The organism is Rhizobium sp. 11_C7_N12_5, assembly GCF_051811145.1.
Taxonomy (GTDB): domain Bacteria; phylum Pseudomonadota; class Alphaproteobacteria; order Rhizobiales; family Rhizobiaceae; genus Rhizobium; species Rhizobium lusitanum.
On the sequence record NZ_JBPWPY010000001.1, the window covers coordinates 2,721,667 to 2,734,320 of the forward strand.

Sequence of the window (12,654 nt, forward strand, 5' to 3'; positions counted from 1 at the left end):
CCAATTCCGTCTTATTTTCTGACCAGAAGTCGAAGTGAATCAATGCTCGCGAAACATATCGGACGCATGAGAAAATCCACGATTGTCCACACTGTCGCCCTCGCCGGGGGTCTGCTGCTCGCGCCCGCCGTGGTGTCGGCGCATCCGCATATTTTCGTGGAAGCGCGCCTGGAGGTTCTGGCCGGGCCGGACGGCAACGTGCAGGAATTGCGCAACGTCTGGCGCTTCGATGAGGTGTTCTCCTCCTCCGTGCTGATGGACTTTGACAAGAACACCAATCTGAAGCTCGATCCCGACGAGCTGAAGGAAGTCGGCAAGACGGTGCGCGATTCCCTCGCCGAGTACGAGTATTACACGAACCTGACGCTCAACGGCAAAACGATCAAGGTGGCCAAGCCTGACGTCATCAATGTCGATTATCGCGATGGTCAGCTTCTGATGTTCTTCGCCGTCAAGCCGTCCGAGCCGATGCCGCTGACGAAGGGCAATAAGCTCAGCTTCGGCATCTACGACCCGACACTCTACACATCGATCGACTTCCCGACCGACAAGGAACTGGTGACGGAGGGCGACGCCTTCAAAAGCTGCACGCACCAGGTCGTCCGCCCCAATCCGGACGAAGTCATCGCCGAAAACAAGACGACATTGACGGATGCCTTCTTCAACGATCCGACGGGAACGACCATGTCGAAGCTCTTCGCAACGCGGATAGACGTCCAATGCTGATTTCGAAACCATGGCGGTTGCTTCCAGTGGCAATGCTTGCCCTTCTCGCGGCAGCGGGGCTCGCGCATGCCACGGGATCCCCGCTGGGCATCGGCACGGCCGAACCGAGCTTCCAGCCGACGGGCGGCCCGCTGGCGCCCATCTTCCTTTATGTGAATTACGAGCAGCAGGCTTTCTACCGGGCTCTCACCAAATCGATCGAAGCGATGCGCCAGGACCCCTGGCAACTCTGGACGCTGATCGGTCTCTCCTTCGCCTATGGCATCTTCCACGCGGCCGGCCCCGGCCACGGCAAGGCGGTCATCTCCTCCTACATGGTCGCCAATGAAATCGAGCTGAAGCGCGGCGTCGCCATCTCGTTCGTCTCCGCGCTCATCCAGGGCGTCGTCGCAGTCCTCGTGGTCGGAGCCGCTTATTTCGTCCTGCGCGGCTCCGGCATCACCATGACGATGGCCACCAACGCCATGGAGATCGCGAGCTTCGTCATGGTCATCCTGTTCGGCGGCTGGCTTCTGTTTCGCAAGCTGCGCACGATGATCCGCAACAGGGCACAGTACCGCAAGGTCCAGCTGGCGACCTCCGCGGGCCCGATCGGCCTGGCGCTTTTCGAAGACGCCGCAACCGGCACGGGCCCCGCCAGAAGCCTTTCCCGCAGCCGCGCAGCTGCCATGCCTGCCGCCGACGGCTATCAATGCTATGACCCCGCTCACGCGACAGGCGACGGCGCCTTCTGCGAGACCTGTGGCCATGCGCATCTTCCCGATCCGAAAATGCTGTCGAACGAGCAGTTCAGCGCCCGTGAAGCAGTGTCGGCGATCATCGCTGTGGGTTTGCGGCCTTGCTCCGGCGCGCTGCTGGTCATGACCTTTTCGATGCTGAACGGTCTCTATCTCGGCGGGCTGCTATCGGTGCTCGCCATGTCGATCGGCACGGCGCTCACCGTCTCGCTGCTTGCCATCATCGCCGTTTTCGCGAAGGGTACCGCCGTGCGTTTCGCCGGCCGCGGTTCGAAGCTTTCGACATGGGTCGGCGATGGCATCGAAATTTTCGGTGCCTTGCTGGTCATCTGCACCGGCGTCATCCTCCTCGGCGCCTCGTTGCAGACCTGACGGGAACCGAACCTACAGGCCCTTGCGCCTTTGATAGCGAGCCCTGAGCCAGAACACGAAGAAGAAGGCCAGGATGACCAATACGCCGAAGCCGGTGCCGAGCCATGGCGAAATCGTTCCGAGCCAGACGATGACGTTCGGCATGAGATAGAGCACGGCTGTTGCGACCAGCAGAATAATACCGGCGGCGATCGCCGCCGAACGGGTGTCGCTTTTTCTGTCCGTCAAATCGCCGATCCCTAGCGCGCCGTGAAATGTTTCGGCGAAGGCTTAGGCCAGCCGCCGATGAAAGGCAACGGTCCCCAGAGCAATTCCAGCAAAAGTGCGCTGCGGCTTTCCGTCCGAAATTGCGTAAAAACAATAGCATAGAGCGGTAAAGCGATCCCATGAAACGCTTTACCGCGCTGTCCGTCAGAGTTGCACTTTGGCGCCCGCAACCGTCGCCTCGATATGATCGACCAGCGCATCGGCCAGGCCGAGCCGCCCGGCAAGCAGATCGAGATAGCCGCGCTCGGCCCTGGAATCCGGCTCGATTGCGAGGCGCGAGGCCGTGTAGACCTGCACTCGCTGCTCCTCGGTCTGCGCCGAGGCGACGATGGCGTCGAGATCGACGGGGTTGGCAAGCTCGCGCTGGAAGAAGGCTTCCGCCTCGGAGCCGACGCCGGCCTCCTGCACCTTGCCGAGAATGCGCTGACGCTCCGCGTCATCGATATGGCCATCAGCGCGGGCAGCTGCGATCATTGCCCGGACCAGGGAGAGCGCAAAATCATTGCTCGCGACTGCAGGTGCAGTGCTGAAGCCGGAGTTCGACGGCGGCGGCAGGAATTGCGGCTCGGCCTGCGGAACCGATTGCGGCGCCGGCTGCGGCTGATTGCCGTCCCTATAATTCTTGTAGGCCTGATAGCCGAGCCCGGCGATAGCGGCGAGGCCGCCGAGTGCCAGCGCATTGCCGGCGACCTGGCGCCCGGTTTTCGTGCCGAGCAGCACGCCTGCGATGGCGCTGGTCGCCATCGGGTTATCCCTGGCGAGATTGATTGCCTGGGTTGCCTTGTCTTTCACGCTTCCTTGCATTCCTGGAACCTGCGACCCCAGGAATTGGTCAAGAAGCTTGCGGGCGTCGATCATCTGAATGGTCCTCCGTCCTTTTGATGGTGAAAGGGAGATAGGAAGCGCAACCGCAAATACAAATCCGCGACAAAGAAAAAGGCGCGCATGAAGCCATGCACGCCTTTGAAATCGATGGGAGAGAAATCGTTCAGCCCTTGAGGGCTGCGGCCTCGGCTGCGAGCTTGGTGATCCCGGCCCAATCGCCGGCCATAACCAGCTCTTTCGGCGCGACCCACGAGCCGCCGACGCAGATGACGTTCGGCAGCGACAGATAATCATGCGCGTTCTTCAGCGAGACGCCGCCGGTCGGGCAGAAGAGCGTGCCTGATAGCGGCGAGGACAGAGCCTTGAGATAGGCGGCACCGCCGGCCTGTTCGGCCGGGAAGAACTTCAGCACTGTGTAGCCCTCCTCGCGCAGGGCCATGACCTCGCTTGCCGTGGCAGCGCCCGGCAGCAGCGGCACATGCGAGGCGCGGGCGGCATCGAGAAGCTCCTGCGTCGTGCCGGGGCTGACGATGAACTTGGAACCGGCTTCGACGGCCGCGTCCCACTGGGCGACGTTCAGGATCGTGCCGGCACCGACTTCGGCGCCCTCCACCTCTTCGGCGACGGCGCGGATGGCGTCGAGCGCGCCGGCGGTCCGCAGCGTGATCTCGATTGCCTTCAGGCCGCCGGCAACCAGCGCCCGGGCAAGCGGAACGGCCGATTTCGCATCATCGACGATCAGCACGGGAACGACCGGCTGCAATTTCAGAACGGAAAGAAGCTTCTTGGTTTTCTCGCCCATGGTCGGTGCGCTCCCTTAAAACGATTGAAATCCGGCCTTCGAATAGCCTTCCCGAAGGTGCTTGTCGAGACAAAAGCTCGCGTTAGATACGACGGGTAGGAAATCGCCAGAACTTGCTATAGTCTACTCTGATCTGTGCCGGTGGAGCATGTCAAACGCATGGCAAAAGAGATCGAGCGGAAGTTTCTGGTGCGCGGCGATCACTGGCGTGATTTCGTCTCCGAGAAGCTTATCCTGAGACAAGGCTATATCGCCTCCATGGACGATCGTTCAGTGCGCATAAGGCTGACGAACGACAAAACGGCGACCCTGACGATCAAGATCGGCAGGTCGTTGACGCGTGACGAATTCGAGTATGAAATCCCTATCCCCGACGCGGAGGAATTGCTGGGAACGGCAATCGGCCTTGTCATCGAGAAGACCCGCCACAAGGTGCCTTTCAAGGGATTTGTCTGGGAAGTGGATGTCTTCCGCGGCGCCCATCGCGGCCTTGTGATCGCTGAGGTCGAGATGGAGGACGAAAGCGATGCTCCGGAACTGCCGGACTGGATCGGCCGCGAGGTGACCGGCGAATACCGCTATTCCAACCAGGCCCTCGCGACGCAGTTCGAACAGGAATACGATGAGCTATCGCATACGGCCTGACCGGCCCCTTGATGACGAGGTGCAAAGGGTCGCCGCGCATCAACTCGGCAAGGCGATGGCCGTCCTGACGGACCGACCGCAAGGCCTGCACGAAGCAGTGCATGCCGCCCGCAAGAACATCAAGCGCGTGCGCGGCCTTTATCGGTTGATCGCCCCGCGCGCGCGCGAATTTCAGCAGCAGGAGAATGACAGGCTTCGGGACATGGCCCGTACGCTCTCAGGCGTGCGTGACGCCACGGCGCTGATCGAGGTCAGCCACTATCTGCAGGCGACTGCGACGTCCGAGGACGAGCTTCACGCACTCGCTCGCGTCACCGAGGTCCTGACAACCCGGCGTGACCGCTTGTCAGAGGCAGAGACCGACCTTGAGGACAAGGCACAGGCGGCAATCGCCACCTGTGGCGAAGCGATCCAGGCGCTGAAAGGTGCCTCCTTCGAGAGCGGCCGGCGCGACACCGCCCGCCTTTTCCAGAAAAGCTGGCGCAGGAACGGCGACAAGGCCATGCAGGCACTCTCCGAATGCCAGGGCGAAGCTGCCCATGCGGAGAGCTTTCACGACCTGCGCAAACGCAGCCAGGACTGCTGGATGCACCATATGCTGCTGCGGGATGTCTGGCCGGCGGCCATGCATGCCAAGCAACTCGAGGCCAAGGCATTGGTCGACGTACTCGGCCGCTATCTCGACCTGTCGATACTATCCGGCGTCGCGGACCGCGAGCCGCATCTTTTCAATGGAAGCGACGACCGCGCACGTTTGCTGGAAGCGATCATCTCCCGTCAGCAGACTGCTCGCGAGGAAGCGCTGAACAGGGGCCGCTGGGTCTTTGCCGACAAGCCGGAGCGCGAGGCGCGAACGATCAAGCGACTTTGGCTAGAGATGGCGGAATGAAGCATTTGCTACGACATTATGCCGATCACGCAGGGCTTCCGTGTAAATCCTGATTGCCTGCTGACGCACAAAATTGTATTTCCCCCGCATGACAGACATCCTTTCCAGCCCACGGCATGAGGCGACCGGCGCATTCCTCGTTGCGGCGCTCTACCATTTCGTTTCCTTTCCGCGCTTCGAAAGCCTGCAGGAGCCGCTGCTTGCGCTCTGCGAGGCAAACCGCGTCAAGGGCACGCTGCTGCTCGCGCACGAGGGGATCAACGGCACCATCGCCGGCACGGATGCCGCCATTGGCACCGTGCTCGGCTTCCTGCGGGCGCAGCCGGAATTTTCCGGCCTGGAGCACAAGGAAAGCCGTGCGTCGAAAATGCCTTTCGTGCGCATGAAGGTGAAGCTCAAGAAGGAGATCGTCACCATGGGCGTCGAAGATATCGACCCCACCAGGGTCGTCGGCACCTATATCGCGCCGAAGGACTGGAACGCGCTGATCTCCGATCCCGATACCATCGTCATCGATACCCGCAACGATTACGAGACGGCCATCGGCGTCTTCAAGGGCGCGGTCGACCCGAAGACGAAGACCTTCCGCGAATTCCCCGAATGGGTGCGCCAGAATACCGGCCTGCACAACAAGCCGAAGATCGCCATGTACTGCACCGGCGGCATCCGCTGCGAAAAGGCGACCGCCTTCATGAAACAGCAGGGCTTCGACGAGGTGTTCCATCTCAAGGGCGGCATCCTGAAGTATCTGGAGGAAGTGTCGCCGGAAGAGAGCCTGTGGGAAGGCGCGTGCTTCGTCTTCGACGAACGCGTCTCCGTCGAGCATGGCCTGAAAGAGGGCAATCACAAGCTCTGTCACGCCTGCCGCCAGCCGATCACCGCGGAAGAAGTGACATCGCCCTTCTACGAAGCGGGCGTCTCCTGCAGCCATTGCTATCATCAGCGTAGCGAGGAAGATCGCGAGCGCTATCGCGAAAGGCAGCGGCAGATCGCGCTCGCCCGCAAGCGCGGGCAGGAGCATATCGGCGGCTGACGATCTCAGGCGGCGGCGACACACTCTTCATCGAGGGCAGTCGCCATCTGCGCGGCAAGGCGCTTGCTGATTTCGGCCTCCGGCATAGGCTTTCCGTAGAAATAGCCCTGCAACTCGTCGCAGCCGAAGCCCTGCAGCGCCCATCCCTGCTCTTCCGTCTCGATGCCTTCGGCGGTGACGGGAATGTCGAGCGAGCGGGCCAGCGCCACCGTCGCCTGCAACATCTCGCGGGCGCTGCTGTCCTCCAGTATATTCATCGTCATCGAGCGATCGATCTTGATGCGATCGAAACCGAATTGGCGCAGATAGCCGATGGAGGAAAAACCAGATCCGAAGTCGTCGAGGGCCACCTTGACGCCAAGCGCCTTCAGCCGCTCGATCGACCGGCGGGTGCGCTCCGGATTTTGAATGATGTAGCCCTCGGTGATCTCCAGCGTAACGCGATCGGCTTCGATGGCCGCGCTGTTCAGAACGTTGCGAACATAGTCGGCGAATGCGGGATTGCGGAATTGCCCCGGCGAGACGTTGACGGCGATCCGCAGGTCCGGCCAGCGCCGTGCCGCCTCGCAAGCCTTGCGCAGGACCAGCAGCCCCAGCGCCTCGATCAAGCCGCTGGTTTCGGCAACGGGAACGAAGTCATCGGGCGGAACCGGCCCATGACCGGGCCGGTTCCATCGCACGAGCGCCTCGACACCGATCATGTCGCAGCTCGACGCATCCACCAGCGGCTGATAGGCGACGGTCAGCTCCTCCATTTCGATCGCGCGGCGCAGATCGAGCTCCAGGGCGTTGCGTTCCTCGCGATGGGCGTCCATGGCCGTCTCATAGCAGGTCATGCGGGCGCGGCCGGCTTCCTTGGCCTTGTACATGGCAAGGTCGGCGCGACGCACCAGCTCCTCGCGGTCGATCCGACCTTCCGGTGAGCTGGCGATACCGATGCTGGCACCGACCACCACCACCCGCCGGCCGATTTCCAAAGGCTCCGAAAGAAAATCCAGTACCTGTTCCGCCAGCCGCAGCGCCGGCGCATCGTTGAGCTCCCGGGTCGGAAAGGCAATGGCGAATTCATCGCCGCCGAGCCGCGCCAGTGCCGCATGGGGCGGAACGAGCACGCCCAGGCCTGCAGCCACAGCGCGAATGAGCTGATCGCCGGTGCCATGCCCATAGGAATCGTTGATTTCCTTGAAGCCGTCGAGATCGAGATAGAGAAGCAGAACATTGCCGCCGTCGCCGCGCGCCTGCTCGACCAGGCGGTCCACATCGAGGCGCAGCCCTTCGCGATTGAGAAGGCCGCTCAAGCGATCCCGAAGAGAGCCCTGTCGCGCCTGGACCTCCTCCGCGCGCAACCGGCGCCCCGCCAGCGATCCCAGAATGAGCAGCACGACGAAGAACAGCCCGACCAGACCGAGCGCGCCGAGCACCAGCGGACGGACCTGCTGATAACTGAGGTCACCCGGTTGGCGCGAATTCCAGATCAGCCGTCCCAGCGACATGCCGAGCGGATCGACTATGGAAACGGCATAGCGCACGACGGTATCCGGCGGCACCAGCTTGAGACCGCTGATGACATAGGTATTGGACAGCATCGTGATCCTGGCGGCATCGAGATAACGCACGAGGATCAGGTAGCGCCGCTGGCCTTCGGGCACGGGAATACGGCCGGATCTTTCCCGGATCGTCGCGGCAGCGGCAGCGGCAATGCCGTTGCTGGTCATGATATAGCCGCCCGCTTCGGGCACTCCGGTCACACGCGTCATCCGGGCCTGGTCGACCAGAGCCCAAACGGCGGTGCCGAGAATGCCCTCGATTCCCTCCGTCACCAACTCCCCATCGTGATAGGCGACGATCGGCTTGTTGTTGTCATCGACGATGACGGCGATATCGAACAGGGCGCCATTGGAGGATATGTCGCCGTAATTGCCGGCGATCCAGCCTTGCTCGTCCTTCCCGTAGATACTTCTCGCGGCATCATTGCGCGCGGAGTGATCGTGCAGCGTCGCCTCGAGCTGTCCTTGAAAGGTCTTGAGCGCGCCGACAGTCGTTTCCCAGGAACGTTCGTCATCCAGCTTATTGGAGTAATCGGCGACGCGACCGATCGCGGTAAGCACCATCAGGGTCACTACGGCAACGACGACTGCGAAAGAAATCAAAACGGCCGTCACGATGGAATGACGACCGATGTGCGTACCTCGCCCTAATGACTGTAAAATTGCGCCCAACGCCTTTTCTCCTTGGCATGGAAGTCTGCCGTCAGGTCTTCAACAAACGGTTAAGGCGAGTTCGAGATCCCTACAGGACGGAGTTATATGTCTGCCGCTGGCGATAGAATTCACGCCTCTGTGCAAATCGCCTCCGCGAAACGGCTGAGACTGGCCTGCAACAGGCCGCTTTCGCGCGCCTGCGACAGAATTGCCGCCTGCGCCTCATCGCCCTTGCCAGCGGTCGGTAAACGCAAAAAGGCATCCGACACGATGCGTAGCGACATGGTCTGCAGCACGTCGGCAAGTTGTTCCAGCACAAGGTCGCCGCGATGAGAGGCATGCGCGAACATCATCGGCTTGAACGGCACCTCGTCGCGCGACACCAGCCAGTCCAGCGCATTCTTGAATCCGCCGGGAATGCCATGGGCATATTCGGGGCAGGAGACGATCAAGCCATCGGCTTCGCCGATCTTCCCGGCGAATTTTGCGACGACAGGCGGCGTCCTCTCGCCCTCGTCATCCGGATTGAAGATCGGCAGGCCGGCGATCAGATCGCAGATTTCGATGGTGATGCCCTCGGGGCATGCGAGCCGCAGGGCTTCCAGCAGCCGGCGGCTGGCCGAAGCCTGCCGCTGGCTGCCGCAGAGTGCATAAAGGAAAAGCGGGCGAGAGCTCATGCGCTAGACCTAACAGGCTTCACCGATTCGGACGATAGCTACCCCCTTGAGGGGGAGGGTCGGACCAGTGGTCAGGGGTGGGGCGACCATTGCGGACACCGGAGGTCACCCCCACCCGCGCGTTCCGTGCGACCTCCCCCCAAGGGGAGGCAGAACCGCATCAATCCGCCTTGTGGTTGCCCTTCGGGAATTGGGCGGCGAGCTCTCGGTACCATTTGCCGCTTTTCTTCACCGTGCGCACCTGCGTCTCGTAATCGACATGCACGAGGCCGAAGCGCATGCGATAACCCTCAGCCCATTCGAAATTGTCCATCAGGCTCCAGGCGAAATAGCCGCGCATCGGATAGCCGTCCTTGATGAGATCGGCGACGATGCCGAGATGCTCGATGTAGTAATCGAGACGCGGCTGATCATCGACCTCGCCTTTGACGATCCCCATGTTGTAGCAGGCGCCGTTCTCGGTGATGTAGCACTCCGGCAGCTCGTAGCGCTTGTTGAGATCCTCGACGACGTGCTTCAGGCCCGGCGCGTAGATTTCCCAGCCGATATCGGTCTTCACGTCGCTGACCGGCGGCGCTTCCTTCGTCCACGGGAAATCGCCGCTCTTGGAAGCGTCGTCGAAGACGCGCATCGGCATGTAGTAATTCAGGCCCCACCAATCGAGCTTCTGGTTGATGGTCTTGAGGTCGCCATCCTCGATGACAGGCATGCGGTCGCCGAGCGCCCCGACGAAATCCTTCGGATACTCGCCCTTGAAGATCGGATCGAAGAAGGCGCCGTTGTGGAACTGATGGGCGCGCTCGACCGCAGCCAGATCTTCGGGACGGTCAGAACCCGGCAGGATAGAGGCTGCGTTGAGCACGATACCAACAGGCACCTTCGGCGCCACGGAACGGATCGCCTCCACGCCGAGACCGTGGGCCAGGTTCATATAGTGCATGGCGTAGAGTGCCGCCTGCATGTTGCGCTCGCCCGGCGCATGGACGCCGTAGAGGTGGCTCAGCCAGACGATGCACCACGGCTCGTTGAAGGTGGCGACGGAATCCAGACGGTCGCCGAGGCGTGCCATGACGGTCTTGGCGTAGCGCTGGAAGGCATGCGCGGTCGACCGCGCCGTCCAGCCGCCGTCGCCGGCAAGCGTCAGCGGCAGATCCCAATGATAGAGCGTTGCGAAGGTCTTGATACCGCGGGCCTTGCAGCCGTCGACGAGACGATCGTAGAAGTCGAGGCCTGCCTCGTTCACCGGGCCGGTGCCGTCGGGGATGATGCGCGGCCAGGCGATCGAGAAGCGATAGGCTTCGACGCCCATCTCCTTGATCAGATCGAGATCCTGCTCCAGCCGGTTATAGTGATCGCAGGCGACATCGCCATTCTGGCGCTGAAAGACGCGGCCGGGCATGTTGGCGAAGGCGTCCCATATCGAGGGCTTGCGGCCATCCGCCTTGGTGGCGCCTTCGATCTGGAAAGCGGCGGTGGCGACGCCGAACGTGAAATCGCCGGGGAAGCGATCGGCAAGAAGCTTCGGATCGATCATGATGAAAATCCCGTCTGTTATAGGCTTCGTTGGCTGCGGTTTAGCCAAGCCGCGTGACAAAGTACAGTGCCGATATCAAAGAGCTGCAACGTTACAGACCCTGAAAATGCGAGCCGGCTACCGGTTTTTCGGAAGATTGCTCCGACTGGCGCCAGAGCCTTTCGGGTGGTCCGATAACATCAATGTCAACAGTCGTGACTTGTGTTTTCGACCTGGATCAATTGAGGGTAGCAGTCATTTCCCAAACGGAAGGACCGAAATGCTCCCTGTGCTCCACTCTCTCCACCCTTATCTGCTGAGCCTCCTGCGCATCGTCTCGTCGCTCGTGCTGTTCAGCTATGGAACGCAGAAGATCCTGCATTTTCCCGCCGCTCAAAACGTGCCATCCGCCTGGTCCTTGCCGTGGATTGCCGGTCTGCTCGAGCTTGTCCTCGGCTTTCTCGTTCTGATCGGCTTCCAGACACGGATCGCTTCCTTCGTGCTGTCAGGCCTGATGGCTTTCGCTTATTTCCTGCGCCATGCGCCGCAGAGCTTCTATCCCGCGCAAAACGGCGGCGTCTCCGCCATTCTCTTCTGCTTCATTTTCCTGTTTCTCGTCGGCGCCGGCAGCGGCCCGTTCAGTGTCGACGCGCTGACAAAGCGCAAGCAGGAACTTGCCGCCTGAACTGCGATTTCTCCATGAGTTCGAGGCGGCCTACGCCGCCTCGAACAAGAAGCTCGAACCCTACAGCTTGATCCAGGCGCCATTGCGCTTCGAGGAGGCAACGCAAGCCTCGACGAAAGCAACACCTTTCACGCCGTCATCGACGGTCGGATAGATCACGGCGGGATCGACGGCCACACCCTTCTTGCGGGCGTTGATGGCGCGCGCCGCCTCGGTGTAGATCGTGGCGAAGGCTTCGAGATAGCCTTCCGGATGGCCGGACGGGATACGCGAAACACGGGCCGCAGCAGCTCCCGAGCCGGCGCCATTGCGGGTAATCAGCCGCTTCTGCTCGCCGAACGGCGTGTACCAGAGATAGTTCGGATCCGCCTGCGTCCATTCGAGGCCGCCCTTGGTGCCATAGACCCGGAGCTTCAGGCCGTTCTCATGGCCCGGCGCCACCTGGCTGCACCAGAGCATGCCCTTGGCCGGCTTTTCCGAACCCTTGGCCTTAAAACGCAGCAGCAGATGGGCATTATCATCTAGACGTCGGCCTTCGACGAAGCTGTCGAGATCGGCAGCAAGGCTGTCGAGTTCCAGGCCGGTAACGAAGGAGGCTAGATTATAGGCATGCGTGCCGATATCGCCGGTGGAACCGCCAGCGCCGGACTGTGAGGGATCGGTGCGCCAGGCCGCCTGCTTCTGGCCCGACTGCTCGATATTCTCCGTCAGCCAGTCCTGCGGATATTCCGCCTGCACGATGCGGATATCGCCGAGCTCGCCATTGGCGATCATCTCGCGCGCCTGCCGGATCATCGGATAGCCGGTGTAGTTGTGTGTGAGGATGAAGAGCGCGCCGCTCTCGTCGGCCACCTTCTTCAGCTTCTTGGCATCGGCAAGATTGGATGTCAGCGGCTTGTCGCAGATGACGTGGATGCCGCGCCTCAGGAATTCCTTGGCGGCATCGTAATGGACATGGTTCGGCGTCACGATCGAAACAGCCTCGATGCCGTTCTTCAGCTTGGCTTCGCGGATCGCCATGTCACGATAGCTGGAATAGGTGCGGGTCGGATCCAGCCCGAGATCGCGCCCGGAAGCAATGGCCTTTTCCGGCGAGGACGACAGCGCGCCGGCGACGAGATCGAACTGATCGTCAATGCGTGCGGCGATGCGGTGCACCGCGCCGATGAAGGCGCCAGCACCTCCGCCCACCATGCCAAGCCGAATGCGCGGCTCCCGCGTCTGTTCCGATGATCCTTCGATTGCCATAAGGCTCCTCCTCAATGAAATGAATTGTTTGAAC

General features: G+C 61.6%; 13 protein-coding genes. 6 read left to right on the plus strand and 7 right to left on the minus strand.

The genetic code is table 11. The annotated features are described in order from the left end of the window. Positions 1–66 precede the first annotated feature (66 nt). Together AB8B29_RS13405 and AB8B29_RS13410 are read left to right on the plus strand one after the other, a co-directional pair. Positions 67–726 (plus strand): DUF1007 family protein, encoded by a 660-nt coding sequence (locus AB8B29_RS13405; RefSeq protein ID WP_037196581.1) that lies wholly within the window; start codon positions 67–69, stop codon positions 724–726. Then, positions 720–1,835 (plus strand): nickel/cobalt transporter, encoded by a 1,116-nt coding sequence (locus AB8B29_RS13410; RefSeq protein WP_047555299.1) that lies wholly within the window; start codon positions 720–722, stop codon positions 1,833–1,835. Before AB8B29_RS13405 ends, AB8B29_RS13410 begins: the two co-directional genes overlap by 7 nt. Before the next feature lie 12 nt (positions 1,836–1,847). Here the strand turns inward: AB8B29_RS13410 and AB8B29_RS13415 are convergent, their stop codons facing one another. The 3 genes from AB8B29_RS13415 to AB8B29_RS13425 form a co-directional block, all read right to left on the minus strand. Beyond that, complete coding sequence (locus AB8B29_RS13415) at positions 1,848–2,063, minus strand: hypothetical protein (RefSeq protein WP_034505356.1); 216 nt, start codon at positions 2,061–2,063, stop codon at positions 1,848–1,850. A 183-nt stretch (positions 2,064–2,246) separates the two neighbouring features. After that, positions 2,247–2,960 carry a tellurite resistance TerB family protein gene (locus AB8B29_RS13420; protein ID WP_047555298.1) on the minus strand — a complete coding sequence of 238 codons (714 nt, stop codon included), beginning with the start codon at positions 2,958–2,960 and terminating at the stop codon, positions 2,247–2,249. Positions 2,961–3,090: 130 nt separating this feature from the next. After that, entirely contained in the window at positions 3,091–3,729 is a 639-nt protein-coding gene (locus AB8B29_RS13425) for a 2-dehydro-3-deoxy-phosphogluconate aldolase (protein WP_037196320.1), read from the minus strand. Positions 3,730–3,888: 159 nt separating this feature from the next. Here AB8B29_RS13425 and AB8B29_RS13430 point away from each other — a divergent pair, with 159 nt between their 5' ends. The 3 genes from AB8B29_RS13430 (at position 3,889) to trhO (ending at position 6,296) form a co-directional block, all read left to right on the plus strand. Continuing rightward, positions 3,889–4,374, plus strand: a complete 486-nt coding sequence (locus tag AB8B29_RS13430; protein WP_037196580.1) for a CYTH domain-containing protein — start codon at positions 3,889–3,891, stop codon at positions 4,372–4,374. Continuing rightward, the gene (locus AB8B29_RS13435; protein WP_037196319.1) at positions 4,352–5,263 is read left to right on the plus strand and encodes a CHAD domain-containing protein; all 912 of its coding nucleotides are present in this window, start codon (positions 4,352–4,354) and stop codon (positions 5,261–5,263) included. The genes AB8B29_RS13430 and AB8B29_RS13435 overlap by 23 nt, the downstream gene beginning before the upstream one ends. Positions 5,264–5,351: 88 nt before the next feature. Next, entirely contained in the window at positions 5,352–6,296 is a 945-nt protein-coding gene (gene trhO / locus AB8B29_RS13440) for an oxygen-dependent tRNA uridine(34) hydroxylase TrhO (RefSeq protein ID WP_047638992.1), read from the plus strand. Between the two features lie 5 nt (positions 6,297–6,301). Here the strand turns inward: trhO and AB8B29_RS13445 are convergent, their stop codons facing one another. The 3 genes from AB8B29_RS13445 to AB8B29_RS13455 all read right to left on the minus strand — a co-directional run bounded on the left by AB8B29_RS13445 (position 6,302) and on the right by AB8B29_RS13455 (position 10,708). Beyond that, positions 6,302–8,515: an EAL domain-containing protein gene (locus tag AB8B29_RS13445; RefSeq protein WP_047638994.1), complete on the minus strand. Its 2,214-nt coding sequence runs from the start codon at positions 8,513–8,515 to the stop codon at positions 6,302–6,304. A gap of 110 nt (positions 8,516–8,625) precedes the next feature. After that, positions 8,626–9,174 carry an NADPH-dependent FMN reductase gene (locus tag AB8B29_RS13450; protein WP_047638997.1) on the minus strand — a complete coding sequence of 183 codons (549 nt, stop codon included), beginning with the start codon at positions 9,172–9,174 and terminating at the stop codon, positions 8,626–8,628. A gap of 160 nt (positions 9,175–9,334) precedes the next feature. Then, positions 9,335–10,708: a GH1 family beta-glucosidase gene (locus AB8B29_RS13455; RefSeq protein ID WP_047555294.1), complete on the minus strand. Its 1,374-nt coding sequence runs from the start codon at positions 10,706–10,708 to the stop codon at positions 9,335–9,337. A gap of 259 nt (positions 10,709–10,967) precedes the next feature. Here AB8B29_RS13455 and AB8B29_RS13460 point away from each other — a divergent pair, with 259 nt between their 5' ends. Further along, positions 10,968–11,372 carry a DoxX family protein gene (locus AB8B29_RS13460; RefSeq protein WP_037196311.1) on the plus strand — a complete coding sequence of 135 codons (405 nt, stop codon included), beginning with the start codon at positions 10,968–10,970 and terminating at the stop codon, positions 11,370–11,372. Positions 11,373–11,432: 60 nt separating this feature from the next. Here AB8B29_RS13460 and AB8B29_RS13465 read toward each other — a convergent pair whose 3' ends face one another. Further along, positions 11,433–12,620: a Gfo/Idh/MocA family protein gene (locus AB8B29_RS13465; protein ID WP_047555293.1), complete on the minus strand. Its 1,188-nt coding sequence runs from the start codon at positions 12,618–12,620 to the stop codon at positions 11,433–11,435. Positions 12,621–12,654 lie beyond the last annotated feature (34 nt).

Bases quoted from the DNA above. Each gene is read 5' to 3' on its own strand.
- AB8B29_RS13405 (WP_037196581.1), top strand. From the start codon at position 67: ATGAGAAAATCCACGATTGTCCACACTGTCGCCCTCGCCGGGGGTCTG.
- AB8B29_RS13410 (WP_047555299.1), top strand. From the start codon at position 720: ATGCTGATTTCGAAACCATGGCGGTTGCTTCCAGTGGCAATGCTTGCC.
- AB8B29_RS13420 (WP_047555298.1), bottom strand. From the start codon at position 2,960: ATGATCGACGCCCGCAAGCTTCTTGACCAATTCCTGGGGTCGCAGGTT.
- AB8B29_RS13425 (WP_037196320.1), bottom strand. From the start codon at position 3,729: ATGGGCGAGAAAACCAAGAAGCTTCTTTCCGTTCTGAAATTGCAGCCG.
- AB8B29_RS13430 (WP_037196580.1), top strand. From the start codon at position 3,889: ATGGCAAAAGAGATCGAGCGGAAGTTTCTGGTGCGCGGCGATCACTGG.
- AB8B29_RS13435 (WP_037196319.1), top strand. From the start codon at position 4,352: ATGAGCTATCGCATACGGCCTGACCGGCCCCTTGATGACGAGGTGCAA.
- trhO (WP_047638992.1), top strand. From the start codon at position 5,352: ATGACAGACATCCTTTCCAGCCCACGGCATGAGGCGACCGGCGCATTC.
- AB8B29_RS13450 (WP_047638997.1), bottom strand. From the start codon at position 9,174: ATGAGCTCTCGCCCGCTTTTCCTTTATGCACTCTGCGGCAGCCAGCGG.
- AB8B29_RS13455 (WP_047555294.1), bottom strand. From the start codon at position 10,708: ATGATCGATCCGAAGCTTCTTGCCGATCGCTTCCCCGGCGATTTCACG.
- AB8B29_RS13460 (WP_037196311.1), top strand. From the start codon at position 10,968: ATGCTCCCTGTGCTCCACTCTCTCCACCCTTATCTGCTGAGCCTCCTG.
- AB8B29_RS13465 (WP_047555293.1), bottom strand. From the start codon at position 12,620: ATGGCAATCGAAGGATCATCGGAACAGACGCGGGAGCCGCGCATTCGG.